18 protein-coding genes are annotated in these 21,947 nt (G+C 71.5%); 14 read left to right on the top strand and 4 right to left on the bottom strand.

Annotation, left to right across the window (positions count from 1 at the left end):
• Positions 1-37: 37 nt before the first annotated feature.
• Genes FS770_RS06735 through FS770_RS06720 form a run of 4 tightly spaced genes read left to right on the top strand, consistent with a single transcriptional unit; the run spans position 38 to position 3,979 of the window.
• A complete protein-coding gene (locus tag FS770_RS06735; protein WP_145010766.1) occupies positions 38-1,123 on the top strand; it encodes an acyl-CoA dehydrogenase family protein in 1,086 nt (361 codons plus the stop codon).
• Entirely contained in the window at positions 1,120-1,887 is a 768-nt protein-coding gene (locus FS770_RS06730; protein WP_244944793.1) for an ABC transporter ATP-binding protein, read from the top strand. The genes FS770_RS06735 and FS770_RS06730 overlap by 4 nt, the downstream gene beginning before the upstream one ends.
• Entirely contained in the window at positions 1,884-3,062 is a 1,179-nt protein-coding gene (locus FS770_RS06725) for an ABC transporter substrate-binding protein (RefSeq protein ID WP_144942895.1), read from the top strand. Before FS770_RS06730 ends, FS770_RS06725 begins: the two co-directional genes overlap by 4 nt.
• Positions 3,059-3,979 carry an ABC transporter permease gene (locus tag FS770_RS06720; protein WP_222126496.1) on the top strand — a complete coding sequence of 307 codons (921 nt, stop codon included), beginning with the start codon at positions 3,059-3,061 and terminating at the stop codon, positions 3,977-3,979. Before FS770_RS06725 ends, FS770_RS06720 begins: the two co-directional genes overlap by 4 nt.
• 119 nt (positions 3,980-4,098) lie before the next feature.
• Here the strand turns inward: FS770_RS06720 and FS770_RS06715 are convergent, their stop codons facing one another.
• The gene (locus FS770_RS06715) at positions 4,099-5,199 is read right to left on the bottom strand and encodes a glycosyltransferase family 4 protein (RefSeq protein WP_144942896.1); all 1,101 of its coding nucleotides are present in this window, start codon (positions 5,197-5,199) and stop codon (positions 4,099-4,101) included.
• Positions 5,196-6,308 carry an alpha/beta fold hydrolase gene (locus FS770_RS06710; protein ID WP_144942897.1) on the bottom strand — a complete coding sequence of 371 codons (1,113 nt, stop codon included), beginning with the start codon at positions 6,306-6,308 and terminating at the stop codon, positions 5,196-5,198. The genes FS770_RS06715 and FS770_RS06710 overlap by 4 nt, the downstream gene beginning before the upstream one ends.
• 182 nt (positions 6,309-6,490) lie before the next feature.
• On the opposite strand from FS770_RS06710, the gene leuS reads away from it, so the two are divergent.
• From leuS to holA, 8 genes are all read left to right on the top strand, one after another.
• Positions 6,491-9,001, top strand: a complete 2,511-nt coding sequence (leuS, locus tag FS770_RS06705; RefSeq protein WP_145010763.1) for a leucine--tRNA ligase — start codon at positions 6,491-6,493, stop codon at positions 8,999-9,001.
• Positions 9,001-10,002 carry a DegV family protein gene (locus FS770_RS06700; RefSeq protein WP_145010759.1) on the top strand — a complete coding sequence of 334 codons (1,002 nt, stop codon included), beginning with the start codon at positions 9,001-9,003 and terminating at the stop codon, positions 10,000-10,002. The genes leuS and FS770_RS06700 overlap by 1 nt, the downstream gene beginning before the upstream one ends.
• A gap of 80 nt (positions 10,003-10,082) precedes the next feature.
• Positions 10,083-10,361 (top strand): type II toxin-antitoxin system Phd/YefM family antitoxin, encoded by a 279-nt coding sequence (locus FS770_RS06695; RefSeq protein ID WP_055084688.1) that lies wholly within the window; start codon positions 10,083-10,085, stop codon positions 10,359-10,361.
• Positions 10,362-10,616: a Txe/YoeB family addiction module toxin gene (locus FS770_RS06690; protein WP_055084690.1), complete on the top strand. Its 255-nt coding sequence runs from the start codon at positions 10,362-10,364 to the stop codon at positions 10,614-10,616.
• A 205-nt stretch (positions 10,617-10,821) separates the two neighbouring features.
• Complete coding sequence (locus tag FS770_RS14060; RefSeq protein ID WP_083482463.1) at positions 10,822-12,015, top strand: ComEA family DNA-binding protein; 1,194 nt, start codon at positions 10,822-10,824, stop codon at positions 12,013-12,015.
• Positions 12,012-14,792: a ComEC/Rec2 family competence protein gene (locus tag FS770_RS06680; RefSeq protein ID WP_145010756.1), complete on the top strand. Its 2,781-nt coding sequence runs from the start codon at positions 12,012-12,014 to the stop codon at positions 14,790-14,792. The genes FS770_RS14060 and FS770_RS06680 overlap by 4 nt, the downstream gene beginning before the upstream one ends.
• Before the next feature lie 152 nt (positions 14,793-14,944).
• Positions 14,945-16,042 carry an NADH:flavin oxidoreductase/NADH oxidase gene (locus FS770_RS06675; protein WP_141269804.1) on the top strand — a complete coding sequence of 366 codons (1,098 nt, stop codon included), beginning with the start codon at positions 14,945-14,947 and terminating at the stop codon, positions 16,040-16,042.
• A 350-nt stretch (positions 16,043-16,392) separates the two neighbouring features.
• A complete protein-coding gene (holA, locus tag FS770_RS06670; protein WP_141269802.1) occupies positions 16,393-17,406 on the top strand; it encodes a DNA polymerase III subunit delta in 1,014 nt (337 codons plus the stop codon).
• A gap of 259 nt (positions 17,407-17,665) precedes the next feature.
• On the opposite strand, the gene rpsT is transcribed toward holA, so the two are convergent.
• Complete coding sequence (gene rpsT / locus FS770_RS06665) at positions 17,666-17,926, bottom strand: 30S ribosomal protein S20 (RefSeq protein ID WP_141269800.1); 261 nt, start codon at positions 17,924-17,926, stop codon at positions 17,666-17,668.
• A gap of 240 nt (positions 17,927-18,166) precedes the next feature.
• Positions 18,167-18,760 carry a type II toxin-antitoxin system PemK/MazF family toxin gene (locus FS770_RS06660; RefSeq protein ID WP_145010753.1) on the bottom strand — a complete coding sequence of 198 codons (594 nt, stop codon included), beginning with the start codon at positions 18,758-18,760 and terminating at the stop codon, positions 18,167-18,169.
• An 84-nt stretch (positions 18,761-18,844) separates the two neighbouring features.
• Between FS770_RS06660 and lepA the strand changes: the two genes are divergently transcribed.
• Positions 18,845-20,701: a translation elongation factor 4 gene (gene lepA, locus FS770_RS06655; RefSeq protein ID WP_055084708.1), complete on the top strand. Its 1,857-nt coding sequence runs from the start codon at positions 18,845-18,847 to the stop codon at positions 20,699-20,701.
• Positions 20,701-21,945 carry a radical SAM family heme chaperone HemW gene (gene hemW / locus FS770_RS06650; RefSeq protein ID WP_145010750.1) on the top strand — a complete coding sequence of 415 codons (1,245 nt, stop codon included), beginning with the start codon at positions 20,701-20,703 and terminating at the stop codon, positions 21,943-21,945. The genes lepA and hemW overlap by 1 nt, the downstream gene beginning before the upstream one ends.
• Positions 21,946-21,947 lie beyond the last annotated feature (2 nt).

The raw sequence follows: 21,947 nt of genomic DNA, 5'->3' as shown, positions 1-21,947 counted from the left end.
CGCGGCACCCGGCGCACGCCCCGTCAGAACGGAACCCATGTCCCAGTCCAGTGCTTCGGCAACCCTCGAGACTGCCTCCGACCAGGATCTCCTGGCCCCGCTGACCGACTACCCGGAACACGGCCTGGTCCGGGCACGCGCGGCCGAGCGTGCCCGGGCCACCGACGAGGCGGACACCACCCCGTTCGAGACCCTGCGCGAGCTCGGGCAGCGGGGCCTGCTGGACCTGGGTCTCGGGGGCGGGGACCTGCGTGGACAGGCTGCCGTCGTCTTCGACCTCGCGGCCGAGTGCACGGCCACGGCGTTCTCGCTGTGGGGCCACCGCTCCGGCCTGGAGTACCTCGACGCGGTGGGGGCGCCCGTCGCGTCTGAGCTGCGCACCGGCGAAGTGCCGCTGTGCTCCGCCATGGCACCGGCGTTCAAGGCCGCGGCGGGCATCGGTGAGATCCCCGTGACGCTCACCCGCCGGGGGGACCACCTGGTGCTCGACGGCACCGTGCCGTGGGCCTCGAACCTGTACCCGGACGCCGTCGTGATCCTGCCGGTCGTCCGGGAGGACGGACGCCCCGCGATCGTCCGCACCCGGGTGGCGTTGCCCGGGGTCAGCGTGCGGCCGCTGGAGAACCTCATGGCGCTCAACGCCACGGCGTCCGGCATCCTGCGTCTGGAGGGCGTGGAGATCGACGCGGAGCAGGACGTCCTCACCGAGGACGTCCCCGGGTTCCTGGCCACGGTCCGCGGACCGTTCCTGCTGCTGCAGACCTCGTTCTGCCTCGGACTCTCCGCGGCGGCGCTGACGAGCGCGCGGGAGAACCTGGGCGGCGTCGGCGAGATGTTCCGCGAGGACCTGGACGACGCCGTGGCGGAGCAGCAGCGCCTTCGCGCGGATCTCGTGCGCCTGGCACGGGAACCGCGTGCCGCCGCACCCCTCGAGCTCCTGCAGCTGCGCCTCGACGCAGCCCTGCTCACCGGCGAGGCCACCCGCCTGGAGGCGAAGATCGTGGGCGGCCGCGGCTACGCGCTGTCCTCGCCCACGGCGCGCCGCGCACGGGAGGCAGCGTTCCTGCCCGTCCAGTCACCCACGGAAGGCCACCTGCGGTGGGAACTGCGCAGGCTCGGGTGAGGTCCGGGCACGGGCGCGACGGCGCCGCGGTGACCACGGACCCGGGCACCGCGCTTCGGGTGCTCGGTGTCAGCAAAACCTACCCGGGGGCCTCCGACCCCGCCCTCGACGGCGTGGACCTCACCCTGCACCGGGGCGAGACCCTCGCCGTGCTGGGCCCCAGCGGCTCCGGGAAGTCCACCCTGCTGCGTGCCATCGCCGGGCTCGAGACCCTCGACGCTGGCAGCATCGCGTTCTCAGACCCTGACGCCCGCCTCGCCGTGGTCTTCCAGTCCCCGGCACTGTTCCCCTGGCTGTCCGTGCGGCGCAACATCGCCCTCGGCGGCAGGTACCGGCGCAACCGCGACCGCTTCGACGACGAGCGCGTGGGCGAGCTGCTCGAGATCCTCGGCCTCTCCCACCTCGCCCACACCCCCGTGCAGGAGCTCTCCGGCGGCCAGGCCCAGCGGGTCTCCGTGGGCAGGGCCCTCGCTGTGCGCCCGGACGTGCTGCTGCTCGACGAGCCCTTCAGTGCGCTGGACCCCGCCACCCGCGAGGACCTGCAGCAGTGGCTGCGGCAGCTGACCACTGACCTCGGGCTGACGGTCTTCCTGGTCACGCACGACGTCGCCGAGGCCATGGCGCTGGGGGACCGGATCGGCTTCTTCGCCGGACCGCGCGGTTTCCGGCAGCAGTGGGTTCCGTCCCAGGACGGCACCACGGCCGGACAGATTCTCGCGACGTACCGCGGCACGGACGACGAGGCGGGAACCTGGGAGATATGAGCGGGCCGCTCACCACACGGCGGGCCGTCCTGCGCGCTGGGACCGCGGCGGTGGCACTGACGGGTGCGGCCTGGGGCGCCGGTTCCCTCTACACGGGAACCCGCACCGGCAGCGGTGGTGACGACGGCTCACGGCCCGTGCGCATCGGGTACCTGCCGATCACTGATGCCGCGCCCCTGCTGGTGGCCCACGCCAACGGCTACTACGACGACGCCGGGGTGGCCGTCGCGCGGCCCGTCCTGTTCCGCAGCTGGTCCTCACTGTCGGAGGCCTTCGTGGCGGGCAAGGTGGATGCCATCCACATGCTCATGCCCATGGCGCTGTACATGCGCTACGGCCTGCAGGCGGACGTGCGGATCACGGCGTGGAACCACACGAACGGCTCGTCGTTGACGGTGCACCCGGAGATCACGGAGCTGGCGGGTCTCGCGGGGCGCACCGTGGCAATTCCCGCGTGGTGGTCGATCCACAACGTGGTGGTGCAGAAGATGCTGCGTGCCGAGGGGCTGACCCCGGTGATGCGCGAGAGCCCGTCCACGAGCGCCAAGACCGTGGCCCTGGTGCCGATGGCCCCCTCGGACATGCTGCCCGCCCTGAGCAACGGGGTGATCGGCGGCTACGTGGTCGCGGACCCGTTCAACGCGGCCGCGGAGGCGAAGCACGTGGGCACGATCCACCGGTTCCTGGGGGACGTGTGGCGTGACCACGCGTGCTGCGTCACCGTGCTGCGCGGGCAGCTGCTGCGGGAGCGCCCCGATCAGGCGGCGGGTTTCATGGACGCGCTGGTCCGCGCTCAGGCGTGGGCGCGCACGAACCGCCCCGAGACGGCGGCGGTCCTGGCCTCCGGCTATCTCCCGCAGCCGAAGCCGGTGATCCAGCGCGCCCTGACCTACTCGGCCGCCGAGCACACCGGGGCGCTGCACCATCCCGGGTGGCACGGCGAGTCACTGGACTTCCGGCCCTACCCGTACCCGAGCTTCACGCAGGAGCTGGTGCGCGCGATGCAGGACACGGTGGTGGACGCCCCCGAGGGCTTCCTCGCCGAGCTCGACCCGGCCGCCGCGCACCGAGAACTGGTGGACGACGCCCTGGTGACCCGCAGCATCGCGAAGGCGGGCGGCTGGGGTGTCTTCGGGCTGCACGGCACCACACGCACCGAGGAGATCCAGGCATGAGACGCACGTCCCGCAGCGCGCCCGAGAGCACACGCACGGATCCCGACGCCGCGCGGTCGTCGGACGGGGTTGGCTCGACTGCCTCGGGCGACAACGGGCCCGGAGCGCACGGTTCCCGGGCCACGTCGCGCGCCAGCTCCCGGGGACGGGCGACCCGGGGTGCCGAGCGTAGTGCGGCCGTGGCCTGGGGCGCCTTCGGGGTGCTCGTGAGCGTGGCCGTGTGGTGGGTGTTCACCCACGCCGCCGCCGGCGGGTCCACGATGATCGCCGCGTTCCGCCCCGAACAGCTGCCTGACGCCGTCGGCTCGCTCCTGGAACGCGGCGTGGTGCTGCAGGACGCCGCCACGAGCCTGTGGCGGCTGCTCGGCGGACTGCTGCTGGCCACGGTGCTCGGGGTGCCGCTGGGGCTGGTGATCGGATCGTGGCAGCGGGTGCGGTGGGCGAGTGCGCCGGTCGTGCAGTTCCTGCGGATGGTCTCGCCGCTGTCGTGGGCTCCGGTGGCGGTGGCACTGTTCGGGGTGGGCAGCGCGCCGGTGCTCTTCCTCGTGGCGGCCGCGGCGGTGTGGCCGATCGCCCTGAACACCGCGGCGGGGGTCGCCGCTCTGGACCCGGCCCACCTGCGCGTGGCGCGCACCCTGGGGGCGACGCCGTTCGAGCGGCTGCGCACGGTGGTGCTGCCGAGTATCCGGCCCCACGTCATGACGGGGGTCCGTCTGGCACTGGGCATCTCGTGGGTCGTGCTGGTGCCCGCCGAGATGCTCGGGGTCAGCACCGGGCTGGGCTACGAGATCCTCAATGCCCGGGACCGGCTGGCCTACGACGAGATGCTCGTGGTGATCCTCGCCATCGGACTGCTCGGCATTGCGCTGGACGCCCTCGCCCAGGTGCTGCTGCGGGAACGGGTGGTGCGCACCTGAGCGGGTCGCCCACGGCACCCCCGGTCACCGTCCGGAGCACTGGCTGCTGAAATCTTCCGGGTTGAAGACCCCAGGGCCGAGAACCGGGGGGCGAGTACGGGGGAACTGTGCACAGCGGTTCAACCGCGCTGGTGCAGCTCCCACGCCAGGTCCAGCAGGTCCCGGGCGGAGTCCCCCCACGTGTGCTCACGGATCCGTTCCAGTCCGGCGAGGACGCGCTCGCGGGCCACACCGGGATCGGTGAGCTCGCGCACCCGGGCGGCGAACGCGGCGTCGTCGTCCGAGGGGGCGTAGCCGGCGGCGTCCCCGGCGACCTCGTGGAAGATCGGCAGGTCCGAGCACACGACCGGGGCCCCCTGCGCGAAGGCCTCCACGAGCGGCAGCCCGTAGCCCTCCGCGCGCGAAGCCGTGACGAGTGCGGCGCACGAGGTGAGCAGCTCGCGGTACTCGTCCTCGCCCACCCCGCGGTGGAAGACCACGTGCGCGCCCTCGGGGACGTGCGTCCGCAGCTGAGCCTCCCGCGCGGGGGTGATCCGGGAGAGCAGGTGCAGCGTGTGCCCCGGCAGGTGGGCCATGGCGCGCAGCAGGGTCTCCACGTTCTTGTACGGCAGGAACGATCCCATGTACACAAGGTCCGTGCCGCGGCGTTCGAGCCGTTGCAGCGCCTCGGCCCCTGGGATCCCGGACGACGGCGCCGCGTTGGCCACCACGCGCACGTCCCGTTTCGTGAGGCGGTGCGCGAGGATCTGCTGCCGTGACGTCTCGGACACGGTGGCCACGGCGTCCGCGCGGTTCAGGGTGAGCCGCTGGGGCCACCACGCCTTGTGGTAGGCGCGCCACCCCCACTGCACGGGCAGGGGCAGATCACCGGGCGGCTGGGGGTGCTCGTAGTAGATGAGGTCGTGCAGCGTGAGGATCAGGCGGTGGCGGCGGCCCAGGGAGCCCATGGTCTGCATGGGGGAGAACACGACGTCGGGTGCGTGCCTGTTCACGGCGAGCGCCGTGAGTGCCTCCGCGGGGGAGGTTACGGACGGCCCGGTGATGGTCGGCAGCTCGGGAAGGTACGCGGCCTGGGCGGGGTCGCTGATCAGCGCGCACAGCCGCACGCGGGGGTCCTCGGCCACGGCGCGGGCCGTGGCGGTGAGCAGCTCGGCACTGTAGCGGCTGATGCCGTCGTGGTGGTCGGTGCGGATGTAGCGGGCGTCGAAGAGGAGCTTCACTTCGGCCGGGACCCGTCCCGGTGACGCGCGTCATCGTTCACGTGGTGCTCGTCCGCGGGGGCCGCCGTCCCCCCGAGTCCGCGGGTGCGGGTCTCGCGCGCGAACTGGCGTGCGCCGTCGTCCGCGGTGACGGCCGGGAGCATCCCGGTGAGCTGGTCCGGGGTGGAGACGGTGGTGTCCGCGTGGGGCAGCTTGTCGTAGCCCTCCAGCGGCTCGGGTGCGGGGGAGGCCAAGAACTCCTCGATGTGCTGCGCGGCCAGGACGGGGGTCTCGTAGTGGATCAGGTGGCCCACACCGGGGATGATCTTCAGGCTGTGGCTGCGGATCCACGAGGCCATGGTGCGCTGGGAGTCCACGGAACCGAGGTCGTCCAGCTCGCCCACGACCAGCAGGGTGGGCATGCTCAGCTGCATGGCCACCTCCGCCACGGTGCGGGAGATCGAGGCCTGGTACGCCTCGCTGACCACCTGCCGGTTGGCGAACGCGTTGAAGTACGCCTGGTGCTGGCGAAGGGCGTAGCGCGTGACCTCCGGGTCCTCGGACTTGACCATCACGTCCGTCATGAGCTTGACCACCGTGTTCGAGGACAGCAGGCGGGTGCCCAACCGCTTCGGCAGCGAGGCCCCCACCCCGTAGTAGAGCTCGGTGAGCTTCGTCAGCTTCTTCTGGGAGCCTGCGAGCGCGGGCTGCGAGATCGGGTTCACGAGCACGAGGCGTTCGACCATCGAGGGGTGGGCGGCGGCGAAGTGGGCGGCCACGGTGGAGCCGAAGGAGTGCCCGAGCAGCACCACGCCGGTGTCGGACTCCGGGGACACGGCGCCGTCGGTCAGGGCGGTGATGAACGCGCGGGTGAAGTTGACGTAGTTCGCCACGGAGTGCTCCCGGTCCGGGAACGGCTCGGAGCGCCCGAAGCCGGGCAGGTCCGGGACCACCACGTGGTACCTCTCCCGCAGGGCGCTCGCTATCAGCTGCAGCCCGTGGTGGTCGCCGCGGAAGCCGTGGAGCATCACGAGCAACGGTTTGCGCTGTCTGTCCGCGTCGTAGAACCAGTACCGCACGCGGTAGCCGTCCAGTTCCACGCTGCGGCGTTCTGCGTAGGGGTTCTCCACCGTGGCCTCCAATGTTCCGGGTTCAGCGCACCCATGGTAGCGGTGGCACGTGGGAACGGAGGGCACGGTGGGCTGGTCTAAACTGGGAGGGATCCCCACACACCACCACGGGGGACCAGGCCGTCGCCTCGGAACCCGGGCGCGGGAGCAGCCCGACCCCGTGAACCCTGAAGGCGAGGCACGTGAGCGAGCACAGCACCCCGGAGGCGGGCACCGACTACGACACCCGGCGGATCGAGGACACCTGGTCCGGCTACTGGGAGAAGCACCGGGTCTTCGCGCCCCTCGACGACGACTCACTGCCGCGTCGCTACGTGCTCGACATGTTCCCCTACCCCTCCGGTGACCTGCACATGGGCCACGCGGAGGCGTTCGCCATGGGGGACGTGGTCTCCCGCTACTGGCTGCACCGAGGCTTCGACGTGATGCACCCCATCGGCTGGGACTCCTTCGGCCTGCCCGCGGAGAACGCCGCCATCAAGCGTGACGCGCACCCCGCCGAGTGGACCTACCGCAACATCGACACCCAGCGTGAGTCCTTCAAGCGCTACGCGATCAGCGTGGACTGGGACCGCGAGATCCACACCTCGGACCCCGAGTACTACCGCTGGACGCAGTGGCTGTTCCTGCAGTTCCACTCCCACGGCCTGGCGTACCGAAAGGACTCCCCGGTCAACTGGTGCCCCAAGGACCAGACCGTGCTCGCCAACGAGCAGGTGGTCAACGGGCTGTGCGAGCGCTGCCACACCCCGGTGACCAAGAAGTCTCTGAACCAGTGGTACTTCAAGATCACCGACTACGCACAGCGGCTGCTGGACGACATGGCAGAGCTCGAGGGCCACTGGCCCGAGCGAGTGCTCGCCATGCAGCGCAACTGGATCGGACGCTCCGAGGGCGCGCACGTGAAGTTCGTGATCGAAGGCGCCCCCGCGGAGGGGGCTGACGCCGCAGACACCTCCGGGCGCGAGGTCACCGTCTTCACCACCCGCCCGGACACCCTCTACGGTGCCACATTCTGCGTGGTCGCCGCCGACGCCGCCATCGCCTTGGAGATCGCGGCCCCCGAGCACGCCGAGGCGCTCGCCGAGTACCGGGAGCAGGTCAAGGCGCTGTCGGACATCGAGCGCCAGTCCTCGGACCGGGAGAAGACCGGTGTGTTCCTGGGCCGGTACGCGGTGAACCCCCTGACCGGGGAGAAGCTGCCCGTGTGGGCCTCGGACTACGTGCTGGCCGACTACGGCACCGGCGTGGTCATGGCCGTGCCCGCGCACGACCAGCGGGACCTGGATTTCGCCCGCGCGTTCGACCTGCCCGTGCGCACGGTCCTGGACACCGGCGAGGAGGACCCCGCGGTCACGGGTGTGGCGACGACGGGCGACGGCACCCTGGTCAACTCCGGGCCCCTGGACGGGCTGCCCAGGGCCGAGGCCCTGGACAAGGCCATCGAGATCGTGACCGAGGCCGGCACCGGCAAGCGCCACGTGAACTTCCGGTTGCGGGACTGGCTGCTGTCCCGGCAGCGCTTCTGGGGTGCGCCCATTCCGATCATCCACTGCCCCGCGTGCGGCGAGGTGCCCGTGCCCGAGGACCAGCTGCCCGTACGGCTGCCCGAGGACCTGCGCGGTGAGCAGCTGGCACCCAAGGGCCAGAGCCCTCTCGCGGCGGCGTCGGACTGGGTGAACGTGAGCTGCCCCGCGTGCGGTGGCCCGGCGAAGCGCGACACCGACACCATGGACACCTTCGTGGACTCCTCCTGGTACTACCTGCGCTACGCGTCCCCTGCGGATGAGACGGGCCCGTTCGAGCGCGCCGCCGTGGACCGGTGGCTGCCCGTGGACCAGTATGTGGGCGGCGTGGAGCACGCGATCCTTCACCTGCTGTACTCGCGGTTCTTCACCAAGGCGCTCTACGACTTCGGCCTGGTGGGCTTCACCGAGCCCTTCAAGGCGCTGCTGAACCAGGGCCAGGTGCTCAACGGCGGCAAGGCAATGTCCAAGTCCCTGGGCAACGGTGTGGACCTGGGCGAGCAGCTCGACGAGTTCGGTGTCGACGCCGTTCGTCTGACCATGGTCTTCGCCTCCCCGCCGGAGGACGACGTCGACTGGTCGGACGTCTCGCCCCAGGGCGCCCAGAAGTTCCTCGCCCGCGCGTGGCGCCTCGCGCAGGACTGCACGTCGGACCCCGCCGCACCGTTCGCCGACGGTGACCGGGCGCTGCGCGGCACCACCCACAAGACGGTGGTGGACTCCGAGCAGCTGCTGGACTCCGGGAAGTTCAACGTGGTCATCGCCCGCACCATGGAGCTGGTCAACGCGGTGCGCAAGGCCATTGACTCCGGCTGCGGTCCCGCGGATCCTGCCGTGCGCGAGGCCGTGGAGGCTGTCACGATCCTGCTGAGCCTCGTGGCGCCCTACACCTCCGAGGACATGTGGCGCCTGCTGGGCCACGAGGACTCCGTGGTGCGCGCCCCGTGGCCCACCGTGGACCCCGCGCTGCTCGTGGAGGACACCGTGACCGCCGTCGTGCAGGTCAAGGGCAAGGTCCGCGACCGGCTGCAGGTCCCCGCGGACATCAGTGACGAGGACCTCGAGGCCGCCGCCATGGGCTCCCCTGCCGTGCAGCGGCTGCTCACCGAGGCCACGGTGCGCAAGGTCATCGTGCGCGCCCCCAAGCTCGTGAACATCGTGGTCTGATGACCGGCCACGGTTCCCGGAGCCCGTCCCCCGACTCGAGCGAGCCGGAGGGCGGGCTCCGTCCCGTTGCGGGCCACGGCGACGCCGCGCTCCGCCGCGTCGCCGTCGTCGCCGACAGCGCCGCAGCCCTGCCCACCTCCTGGCTCACCGACTACACGACGGCCGGCGGTTTTGCGCTCGTGGACATGCCCGTGCTGATCGGCGGGCAGCTGCACACCGAGGACGAGTCGGACACGCTCTCCTCACTGGTCGTCGCGCTCGCCGAAGGGAAGCCGGTGACCACCTCCCGCCCCGCCCCGGGCCAGCTGCGTGCCGCGTACCGACGCTTCGAGGCGGAGGGCTTCGACGCCGTCGTCTCCGTCCACCTGTCCGGGGAGCTCTCGGGCACCGTGGGGGCCGCACGGATCGCCCGGCAGGAGATCGGGATCCCCGTGCGGATCGTGGACACGCACAGCGCCGGTCTCGGGCAGGGACTGGCGGTGCGTGCGGCGCTGGAGGCGGCGGCGTCGGGAGCGGGGATTGACAAGGTTGCCCAGGCGGCCCGCGAGGCCGCGCAGCGCGCGCAGGTGCTCATCCAGGTGCGGTCGCTGGAGACGCTGCGTCGCGGTGGGCGGATCAACCCGACGACGGCGAGGGTGGGCTCCGTGCTGCAGATCAAGCCGCTGCTGAGCCTGGCGGAGGGGAAGATCGTGACCGTGGAGCGGCCGGTGTCCCTGGCGAAGGCGAGGGCGCGGTTCATGACGCTCGTGGGGGAGGCGCTGGCCCACGCGGAGCCCGAGCGGCCCGTGCTGTGCGTGCACCACGTGGCGGATGCGAACGGGGCACGCGAGATCGGCGAGGTGCTGCGGGACCGCTACCGCCCCGAGGCCGAGCTGGTGATCAGCGACCTGCCGCCCGTGCTCAGCGCGCACGTGGGGCTCGGGACGAAGGCCGCGGTGGTGGAGGGGCCAACCTCGGTGCCGGTGTGGCGCGGCGAGAGGCCTGCACAGCCCGCTCCGTGACCTGATTGTCGAGTCGACAGGCCCTCAAACCACGAGTGGTACCGTAAAGTTGTACCGGTCGAGGCTGTGAAGGGGTTGTCGTGTCCATCAGTGCCAGCGAGGCCCGCAAGACGCTGTTCCCGCTCATCGAGCGCGTGAACCAGGACCAGGAGGCTGTCGAGATCGTCTCCCGCAAGGGCAACGCGGTGCTCATGCCGGCCGACGAGTACGCGGCCTGGCAGGAGACCGCGTACCTGTTCCGTTCACCGGCCAACGCCCGCAGGCTGCTCGATGCCTACGACCGTGCCCGCGCGGGGAAGGCCCAGGCTCACGAACTCGACCGTTCCGACGACACGGCCGACCAGTCCCGGGACCACTGAGTGCGACTGGTCTGGGACGAGGCCGCCTGGGAGGACTACAAGCACTGGCAGACGGTCGACCGGAGGATCCTCAAGCGGATCAACTTGCTCCTCGACGCCTGCCTGCGGGAGCCGTTCGGGGGCATCGGCAAGCCGGAGCAGCTGAAGTACGGGGCGCAGGGGGCCTGGTCACGGCGGATCAATGAGGAGCACCGGCTCGTCTATCTCGTGGACGACGGAGACCTGATCATCCTCCAAGCCCGCTACCACTACTGACCCACGCAGTGACCTGCCGCCCGTGCTCAGCGCGCATGTGATGCTCGGGACGAAGGCCGCGGTGGTGGAGGGTCCCACATCTGCGCCGGTGTAGCGCGGCGAGAGGCCTGCACAGCCCGCTCCATGAGGCGTGGACATCTGCTGTCCTCCACACGGGCGGGGCATCGGCCCACGTCAGCGAGATCGTTGGGGTGGAGTGGGCCGCATGAGCGGCATCGATTTCAGGGGACGACGGCGGTTTCGGGACAGCCAGGCCACCGAGCGGTTGGCGGCGCTGCTGGGGGAGGACGACACATCCGGCGCGGCGGGTGGGACGGCGCTGCCCAGGGAAGAGGACGCGCGCCACCTCGACCCGGAGGGTACGCAGGGCGACGCCCGGGATGGTCTCGGTTCCACTCCGACAGGTGCGGGCTCCCGGTCGGTTCCTCGGACCGGTTCCCCCGACGATTTTTACGGCCCCGATGAGGACTCCGACATCAGTGCCGGCGGCGGTCGGTCCCGGCACCGCGAGGACGTTCTCGTGCGGCGTCGGCTCTCCCGCCCGGCCGTGGTGGTGCTGTGTGCGGTGCTGCTGCTCGCGGTGGTGCTGGGCGGGCTCTCCTTGCTCTCGCGCGGAGACGACGCGGCGGTGGTCACCTCTGCCGCGGTCTCTGGCGAGGGAGGGGGAGCGGCGGACGGCGACGGCGCGGCGTCCGGTGACGGGGCGGTAGCTGCTGAGTCGTCGGGTGCGTCCGGTCACGACCGAACCGGAGCCACGTCGCACGCCAGCTCAGGGGCGGCCACGGCCTCGGACGGGGCCACGGCCGGCGCCCAGGACTCGGGTGTGCTCACCGTGCACGTGGTAGGGGAGGTCAAGGATCCCTCGGTTGTCACGCTCTCGCCGGGTGCCCGCGTGATGGATGCCGTGCAGGCCGCCGGGGGATTCACCTCTGCCGCGGTGAAAGACCGGATCAACCTGGCCCAGCCCGTGCAGGACGGCGCGCAGATCACGATCCCCAACAAGGCCAACGCGGACCTGTTGGCGGCGGAGCAGGCCGGCGGGGCGACGTCGTCCTCGTCCTCTGCAACGGGCAGCGGTTCAGCGGGCGGTTCCGGTGGCACCGCGGTTTCAGGTGGCGCAGCTGCTTCCGGTGGTTCGGGGAGCGGCGGTTCCGAGGGAGCCGGTGCTGCGCTCGCTGAGGGCTCCGGAGGGACGGCCGCAGGTGGGGCGCTGGTGAACCTCAACACCGCCACGGCCGCGGATCTGGAAACCCTTCCCCGCGTGGGGCCGGTGCTGGCGCAGCGGATCGTGGACTTCCGCACACAGCACGGGCCGTTCACCGCACCCGAGCAGATCGACGACGTCAGCGGTGTGGGCCCCGCGATGCTGGAGGCGCTGCTTCCCCTGGTCACGGTATGAGGGGTCAGTGGGACCTGCGGCTGCTCCCGGTGGCCCTGACCACGTGGGTGTGCTCGATCCTCACGCTGCTCGACGGCTGGGCGGCCGCCGCCTGGGGTGCGGTGGTGTGCGCCGTGGTTTTCACGCTCGCGTGGTCCGCTCCCGCGTGGTTCCAGGACCGCGTCTTCCGCCGTCTCCGCACCGGGGTCCTGAGGGCTCGTCGTGGCGAACGGGCACGTGTTTGTGAGCGGGCTCGCAGCTGCGAGCAGGTCGAGGGCACGTCACCACGGTTCCCGGGTGCGGTGCTCGGGCAACCAGCACCGGGGCAGACGTCGTCACAGTCAGCGGGCGCGGGTGCGGGCGCGCGGCGTCGGCTCGGGCCCGCGCTCGTGCTGCCCGTGGTCATCGGGATCGCGGGCACCGCGGGGATCATCACGGCGCTCGCCGCGACCGCGCCCGCCCGGGAGTTCCTGGCCGCTCACCCCGCCGGGTCGGTGGTGCGGGTTCAGGCAGACGTCCAGGGAGCGCCGTCGCCGTACACCTCAGGACCGGCGCCGGGGGAGCAGGAGGCGTCCCACGGGGTGGCCGTAGACCTGCGCATCGCCGTCGCGGACGGCTCGCCACAGGACGTTGCCGCTACAGTTTTCGCCACGGACCCGGCGTGGGGCATCCTCGAGGCCGGCGAGCGCGTGGAGGCCGTGCTGAGTGTGACCGCTACTGCGGAACCGGCACGCCTCACCCTGAGGGGCTCCTCACCGCCCGTCCCTGCGCACGACGGAGGGGAACAGGCGCACGGGCCCGGCCTGCGGACAACCGTCCGCCAGGATCTCGCGCGCATCGCCGGGAAGCACGGCGCGGTGAGTGCGGGACTCGTGCCCGGCATGACCGTGGGGGACACCTCCCGGCTGCCTGACGCGCTGGCCCAGAGCATGAAGGACACGGGGCTCACCCACCTCACCGCCGTCTCCGGCTCCAACTGTGCGCTCGTGATGACCCTGACCGGGTACACCGCTCTCGCGCTCGGAGCGGGGCGCCGCGGGTGCGTCCTCGCGGGGCTGGCGGCGCTCGCCGGTTTCGTGGTGCTGGTGGGACCGGACCCCTCCGTGCTGCGGGCCGGCGTGATGGGCGCCCTGGGAGGGCTGTCCATGCTCACCGGCCGCCCCGGGGTGAGCCTCAACGCGCTGTGTGCCGCCGTGACGGGGCTCGTGCTCGTGGAACCGCAGCTGGCCATCGACTACGGGTTCGTGCTCTCCGTGCTGGCGACGGCGGGCATCGTCGTCAGCGCCCGCCCTGTCACCCGGCTGCTCGCCATGCGCGTGCCCACGGTGCTCGCGGTGTGCGTGGCCGTCCCAATGGTTGCCCAGCTGTGGTGCGGGCCCGTGCTGCTTCTGCTCAATCCCACACTGCCGCTCTACAGCCTGCCCGCGAACATGGCGGCCTCCCCGCTCGTCCCGGTCGTGACTGTCGCCGGGCTGCTCGCGGTGTGCGTCCTGCTCGCGGGCCACCTCCTCACCCCGGTGCTGCAGCTGCTGGTGCCCGGCACACCCGACCCCGCCGTGTTCACCGCCTGGGAGCGGACCGCCGGACTGCCCGTGGGCCTCGCCTCCTACCCCGCGCGCCTGCTCGGCCGCATTGCCGACACCTTTGCCGGACTCCCCGGCGCGCACCTGCCCTGGCCCCCGGGGATCGCCGGGATCGTCCTGCTCACCGCGGCAACCCTGCTCGCGCTCGCCGCTCTGCATGCCCTCGACCACCGCATGCGTCGCCCCGGACCCACCCGAGGCACGGTCACCTCGACCCCGGCCGAGCCGCCCCTGCCCGACGCCGTGTGGCGCGTCCGCGCCCGGGAGCACCGGTTCCGACGCCGCGCCCTCGCCATCACCGCGGCCCTCACACTGCTGGCGCTGCTCGTCACGGCCGTGGTGTGGTGGCTGCGCCCCGCACCAGCGTGGGAGTCCGTGGTGTGCGACGTGGGGCAGGGCGACGCCGTGCTGCACCGCACGGGGGAGCACAGTGCCGTGCTCGTGGACGGCGGCCCCGACCCCCGGGCACTGACCCAGTGCTTGCGGCAGGCCGAGGTCACCCACCTGGACGCGGTGATCGCCACCCACGACCACGCCGACCACGTTGCCGGATTGGAGGGGCTCGCCGAGGCCGTGGCCGTGGACCGCGTCTGGTACTCCGCCGCCGGGGACATCCCACCGGACGAGCTCAGCCAGTGGGCGGACATCGCCACGCGCCCTGCTCCCGGCGAGCAGCTGCGCCTGGGGCCGCTCACCGTGGAGGTTCTCGCCCCCGCACCTCCGCCCACTGTCCCTGATGGCTCCCCGACGGCAGGCACGGCGCCGCCGGGCACCGGGGCAGGCGGCTCCGGCGGCAGCACGACACCACGCCCCCCGCACCGGAAGGTCACCTCCGAGGACGAGAACAACGCCTCCCTGGTCCTGCTGCTGACCCTCGACGGCCCCGACGGCACCACCACCTGGCTCAGTGCAGGCGACCTTGAAGCGGACGGCTACCGCCGTACGCTGCACACCCTCCCCGGCGGACACCCACCCCCGGTCGACGTCCTCAAGGTCTCCCACCACGGCGCCCGCAACGGCGGCATCGACATCATTCGTGACACCCACCCGGCGCTCGCCGTGATCTCCGTGGGGGAGGACAACAGCTACGGCCACCCGCACCCCGGGACGGTCGCCGCGTTGCAGGAGGTGGGCGCTGCAGTGGCCCGCACCGACCAGAACGGCGCGCTGTGGGTGCACCGCGAAGGAGATCGCGTGGTCGTGTCACGGCGCTGAGCCGGGGAGCACCAGCAGAAATATCGCGAGGGAAAGATCTGTTGTGCACCACGAAACACCGGGCATCCGCGCCGGTCACCCCGGGGTCGTGCGTCGTCAGGAGCCCGCCCCCCGGCGCCCCCGTGCTCGTGCCACCCAATGGAAGGACTCCCATGCGCTCCACCCTGTTCGAACCACTCACCCTCCGCGGCCTCACGGTCCGCAACCGGCTGTGGATCCCGCCCATGTGCCAGTACTCCGCGTTCGGGGAGGACGGCGTGCCCACGGACTGGCACCTCGTGCACTACGGATCGCTCGCCGCCGGTGGGGCGGGGGCCGTGATCGTGGAGGCGAGCGCCGTCGTGCCCGAGGGCCGGATCAGTCCCCGGGACCTGGGACTGTGGAACGACGAGCAGCGGGACGCCCTCGTGCGGATCGTGGACTTCGCCCACCAGCAGGGCGCGGCCATTGGCGTGCAGCTGGCCCACGCGGGGCGCAAGGCCAGCACGGAGGCCGCCTGGGGCTCCGAGAACCCCGGCCGGTCCATCGCGCCGCAGAACGGGGGCTGGCAGACCGTGGGCCCCTCCGCCGTCGCCTTCCCGGGGCTCGCCGAGCCAGTCGCGCTGGACGGGCAGGGCCTCGACGACGTCGTGGCCGCGTTCGCCGCCTCGGCCCGCCGTGCCGTGGAGGCCGGCATGGACTTCGTGGAGCTCCACGGCGCCCACGGGTACCTCCTCCATGAGTTCCTCTCCCCGCTGAGCAACGAGCGCACGGACGAGTACGGCGGCACCCTGGAGAACCGCGCCCGGCTGCTGCTGCGCGTCACCGACGCCGTCCGCGACGTGATCCCCGAGGACATGCCCCTGCTCGTGCGCCTCTCCGCCACCGACTGGACCGAGGGCGGGCTCACGGTCGCCGACACCTCCCGCGTCTCCGGGTGGCTCGCCGAGCACGGCGCGGACCTCATCGACGTCTCCTCCGCCGCCAACGTGCCCGCCGAGATTCCCGTGGGCCCCGGCTACCAGGTGCCCCTCGCCACCGAGATCAAGACCACCGCCGGAGTCCCCGTGGCCGCCGTCGGCATGATCGACACCGCCTGGCAGGCCGAGCAGATCATCGCCACCGGCCTCGCCGACGTGGTGCTCATGGGCCGCGAAGCCCTCCGCGACCCCCACGCGGCCCTCACCGCCGCCCACACCCTCGGCGTCCCCGACGCCCCCGTCCCCGGCCAGTACGAACGCGCCTACCGCCGCCCACCCCGCACCCGGTGAGCCCCGGCGCTCGCCGGACGACGAGGCGAGCGTGATCCGGCGGTGAACACCGAGCACGTGAGCCCGGGCGCTCGCGGGACACCGCTTGATCTGCGATGCGGAGTGGAACGACGAGCAAGGGTCGGGGTGGACCCGGGACGACGACGCGGCCCCGGCACGCGTCCGCGGTGCCGCACGCGGCTGCGCCGGCTCCCGCCCTGCACAGACCCTCCGGGGGTGTCTGCACCCACGGCTAGCATGGGGACGCAGCGTCGGCGTCCCGACCCCGCACCTTCCGGTGAGGGGGCTCGCTCGCACCCGGTCCCGGGCGGCGTCGTCGCCCGAGCAGTCGGCCACGATCGAGGAGCACCATGACCCCGGCACGCACGTCTTCCCGCCGACAGGCGCCCACGGCCCCGCAGACCTCCTGGCGTGAGGCCGTTCCTCAGCCGCTCGTGCTGGCCTCCGGCTCGGACGAGTACATCCTGCAGCGCATCAGGGAGACCCTCCGGGACACCATCCGTGCGGAACGGGGTTCCTGCGAGGTCACGGACATCGCGGCCGGGGACTACGAGCCGGGCCAGCTCGCCGTGGTCACCAGCCCGTCCCTCTTCGACGACCCCAAGCTCGTGTGCGTCCAGGAGCTCGCGGGCATGAACGAGCACCTGCTGGCGGACGCCCTGGCCTACGTGGCCAACCCGGATCCGGACGTCACGGTGCTGTGGCAGCACTCCGGCGGGAACCGCGGCAAGAAGCTGCTGGACGCCCTCAAGGAGAAGGCCCTCGTCCTGGACTGCGCCCCGCCCAAGTCGGACCGGGACAAGTCCTCGTTCGTCCTCGCGGAGTTCCGTGCGCAGAACAAGCGCATCGAGCCCGACGCCGCCCGCGCCCTGGCCGCGGCGGTCGGCACCTCCACCGCCGAGCTGGCTGCCGCGTGCGCCCAGCTGATCGCGGACGGCCCCGTGACCGTGGACCTCGAGCTCGTGGAGAAGTACTACGGCGGCCGCGTGGAGGTCACCGCGTTCCGGGTGGCGGACGCCGCGGTGGCCGGCAACGCGGAGCAGGCCCTGAAACTGTGGCGTCAGGCCGTGGACGTCGGGGTGGACCCGGTGCCCATGGTGGCCACGCTGGGCTCGAAGATGCGCCTGATCGCCGTCACGGCCGGTTCCCGCGGGGGAGCGGGGCAGATCGCCCGTGACGTCGGGGCTGCGCCGTGGCAGGTGGAGCGCGCCCAGAACGAGGCGCGCCGGTTCACGGCCCAGGACGTCACCCGGGCGCTGCAGGCCATCGCCGAGGCCGACGCCCAGGTCAAGGGGGCCTCCCGGTCCCCGTACTTCGCGGTGGAGCGGGCCATCACGGTGATCGCCACCTCCGGGCACCGCTGAGCGGGCACCACAACACCGACAACGGCGGGGCCACCGAGGATCGCGAACGCGGGCACCGTGCAACCGCACGCCGCGGCACCGCGCGCAAGGGTACGGGGCCACCGTGACCTGAACGGTCAGTCCTGGGCGGCGCTGAGTAGCGACTCCGCACCGACGGACCGCTGGCGGGACACGACACTGTCCTCACACGAGAACGGGCCCGGTACTCGCGAGGAGTGCCGGGCCCGTGTGCTCCGTCAGTGCGACGGTGTCAGCCGATTCAGATCTTGGCGACCTTCTTGGCCAGACCGGACTTCTTGTTGGCCGCGGTGTTCTTGTGCAGAACGCCCTTGGACACGGCCTTGTCGAGCTTGCGGGACGCGGTGCGCAGGGTCTCGGCGGCGGCGTCCTTGTTGCCGGACTCGACAGCGGCATCCACCTTGCGGATGAGCGTCTTGAGCTCGGACTTGTACGATTTGTTGCGCAGGCGAGCCTTCTCGTTGGTGAGGATGCGCTTCTTCTGCGACTTGATGTTGGCCACGTGTAACTCCTAGAACGATTGCGGAAGTAGGTCAGTGAGGGCTCACGGATGGTCATCGACTGAGTTGTGAGAGTGGGGATGCTCGGTGGCAACCATCCGCTGTGCCCGACGACCAGCGCGGACACACAGCGGACTACTTTAGCAGACGAGGCGTGTCCGTGCCGGGACAGGCGGGACTTCAGCGCGTTCCCGGCCCCGCGTGAGGCTCAGTGAGCCCAGGCCTGGCCGGGGGAGAGCGGCTCAGCGCCGGGAAGTGAGCTCCGCCGCCACGGCCTCGAACACGGCCCGGTCCAGCACGGCGCCCTCGCGCCGCACGGCGTCCGGGCGCACCGGGATCACACGGTCAATCCTCGCCTCGGAAGGCCGCCCCGAGCGGTCCCAGCCACCGGTGCCCACGTCCACGTATCGGGGATCGTCGTGCGTGGCGGTGTCGTGGTCCTTGGAGGTGAGCATCACGCACAGCAGCCACTCCTGGGCACGGTCCACGATCAGCACGGGCCGGTCCTTGCCGCGGGAGTGGTCCTCCTCGTACGGTACCCAGCTCCACACGATCTCCCCGGGATCGGGCTTGCCGTCCGGGTGGGCGTCCCACCGCGGGTGCACGGGCCCCGTCCAGTCCCCTGGGTAGTCGGCGGTGCCTGCGGGGGACGACGTCGCCGTGCCCCGCCGGGTGCCCGAGGTGCCGTGGTCGTGGGCGACGGTGGGCGGTGTCGCCGTGCCCGCGGAGCGGGGACCGCGTGATCCAGTGCCCCGGGAGCCGGGGTCGCGGGAGTAGCGCTGGTACATGCGGAAGAGCCGCAGTCCCTGGTTGATGAGTCGAGTGATGTCGGCCATGGGGACATCGTAGGGGGACCGGTTCGCCCGATCGTCGTGGGCATGGGAAACTGGGGAGTCATCCTGAGAACGAAAGGACCGCCCGTGTCACCGTTGGCCGTCAATCCACCGGCACCTGCCTCGACCGATCCCTCGGTGATCAGGAACTTCTGCATCATCGCCCACATCGACCACGGCAAGTCCACCCTCGCGGACCGCATGCTCCAGGCCACGGGCGTGGTGACACCCCGGCAGATGAAGGCCCAGTACCTGGACCGCATGGACATCGAGCGCGAGCGCGGGATCACCATCAAGTCCCAGGCTGTGCGCATGCCGTGGAACGTGGACGGCACGGACTACGCGCTGAACATGATCGACACCCCGGGCCACGTGGACTTCACGTACGAGGTCTCCCGCTCGCTGGCGGCGTGCGAGGCCACCATCCTGCTGGTGGACGCCGCCCAGGGCATCGAGGCGCAGACGCTGGCGAACCTGTACCTGGCGCTGGAGAACGACCTCACGATCATCCCGGTGCTCAACAAGATCGACCTCCCGGCCGCGCAGCCGGAGAAGTACGCCGCGGAGCTTGCCAACCTGATCGGCGTGGAGCCCGAGGACGTCCTGAAGGTCTCGGGCAAGACCGGTGAGGGCGTGGAGGAGCTGCTGGACCGCATCGTGCGGGACGTGCCCGCGCCGCAGGGAAAGAAGGACGCGCCGTCGCGCGCCATGATCTTCGACTCCGTGTACGACACCTACCGCGGCGTGGTGACCTACGTGCGCGTGGTGGACGGAACCCTGGTGCCGCGCGAGCGGATCCAGATGATGTCCACCGGCGCCACGCACGAGCTGCTGGAGATCGGGGTGATCTCGCCCGAGCCGATCCCGTCGAAGGGCCTGAGCGTGGGGGAGGTGGGCTACCTCATCACGGGCGTGAAGGACGTCCGCCAGTCGCGCGTGGGCGACACGGTCACCAACCAGCAGAAGCCGGCGGAGGACTCCCTGGGCGGCTACGAGGACCCCAAGCCCATGGTGTTCTCCGGGCTGTTCCCGGTGGAGGGCTCCGACTACCCGGTGCTGCGGGACGCGCTGGAGAAGCTGCAGCTCAACGACGCCGCCCTGGTCTACGAGCCCGAGACGTCCACGGCGCTGGGCTTCGGCTTCCGCTGCGGCTTCCTGGGACTGCTGCACCTGGAGATCACCCGCGACCGTCTGGAGCGCGAGTTCAACCTGGACCTGATCTCCACCGCACCGTCCGTGTCCTACAACGTGACGCTCGAGGACCACTCCGAGGTGGAGGTCACCAACCCGTCCGAGTTCCCGGAGGGTCGGATCCTGGAGATCCGCGAGCCCATGGTCTCCGCGACGATCCTTGTGCCCTCGGAGTTCATCGGCGCGGTCATGGAGCTCTCCCAGTCCAAGCGCGGTGAGATGAAGGGCATGGACTACCTGTCCGAGGACCGCGTGGAGCTGCGCTACCGGTTGCCGCTCGCGGAGATCGTCTTCGACTTCTTCGACCAGCTCAAGTCCAAGACCCGCGGCTACGCGTCCCTGGACTGGAAGGCGGACGGGGAGCAGGCCGCGGACCTCGTGAAGGTGGACATCCTGCTGCAGGGCGAGCAGGTGGACGCGTTCAGCGCGATCACCCACAAGGACAAGGCGTACTCGTACGGCGTGCTGATGACGGGCAAGCTGCAGAAGCTCATCCCGCGCCAGCAGTACGAGGTCCCCATCCAGGCGGCCATCGGCTCGCGCATCATCGCGCGGGAGAACATCCGCGCGATCCGCAAGGACGTGCTCTCGAAGTGCTACGGCGGTGACATCTCCCGCAAGCGCAAGCTGCTCGAGAAGCAGAAGGAGGGCAAGAAGCGCATGAAGATGGTGGGCCGAGTGGAGGTCCCCCAGGAGGCCTTCGTGGCCGCGCTGTCCTCGGACGAGGACAACGGCAAGGACAAGAAGAAGTAGTGCCCGCGCAACCGGAAGGTGATCCGGCTCCGGAGGACGGTGCGCTGCCCGCCGGTGCAGTGGCCCGCGCCTCGGAGCGCACCCTGAGCCTGTACGTCCACGTTCCGTTCTGCGCGGTGCGCTGCGGCTACTGCGACTTCAACACCTACACCATGGAGCAGCTGGGGGACGGGGTCTCCCGGGACGACTACCACCGCGACGCCGCGGCAGAGGTCCGTTTCGCCCGTTCAGTGCTCGACGCCGCCGGGGCGCCCCCGCGGGCCCTGCACAGCGTGTTCTTCGGCGGGGGCACCCCCACGCTGCTCCCAGCCCGGGAGCTCGCGAACATGCTCGGCCAGGCCCGTCAGAGCTTCGGGCTCGCACCGGACGCCGAGGTGACCGTGGAGGCCAACCCGGACTCCGTCACGGCGGAGACCTTCGACGTGCTGGCCGAGGCGGGCGTGACGCGGGTTTCCTTCGGGATGCAGTCCGCCGTGCCGCACGTGCTGAGGGTGCTCGAACGCACGCACACGCCGGCAAACGTGCCGCGCGCCGTCGGCTGGGCGACGGAGCGCGGGCTGGGCACGAGCGTGGACCTGATCTACGGCACCCCGGGGGAGAGCGTGGCCGACTGGCGGACCTCGCTGGAGGCCGCCCTGGAGATGGACTCGGACCACGTGTCCGCGTACTCGCTGATCATCGAGGACGGCACCAAGCTCGCCGCGCAGATGCGCCGGGGCGAGGTCCCCCGGGTGGACCCGGACGACCAGGCGGAGAAGTACACGCTGGCGGACGCGATGCTCCGCGAAGCGGGTTTCGAGTGGTACGAGGTCTCCAACTGGTCCCGGGACGCCCACGGGCGCAGCGCGCTGGAGAACCGCAGCGCGCACAACCTCGCCTACTGGCGCAACCAGGACTGGTGGGGCATCGGCCCCGGAGCGCACTCCCACAGCGACGGCGTGCGGTGGTGGAACCTCAAGCACCCCCTGCCCTACACGAACAAGGTCCGCCAGGGCGTCTCACCCGCGGCGGGCCGGGAGACGCTGGACGCGCAGACGCGCTACGTGGAGGACGTGATGCTCGGCATCCGGATCCGCGACGGTCTGGAGACTGCCCGGCTGCAGCCGGAGGGCCGAAAGGCGGTGGCTGGGCTGATCGCCGACGGCTGGCTGGACGGTGCCGCCGCGGTGCGGGGCACGGCCGTGCTCACGGACGCGGGACGGCTCATGGCCGACGCCGTGACGCGCCGGCTGCTCGACTGGTGAGC

The sequence above is a fragment of the Kocuria salsicia genome, from assembly GCF_007681555.1.
GTDB classification, from domain to species: Bacteria; Actinomycetota; Actinomycetes; order Actinomycetales; family Micrococcaceae; genus Kocuria; species Kocuria salsicia.
Note: the sequence above shows the minus strand (reverse complement) of the source record. Positions and strands in the feature narration are given on the sequence as shown.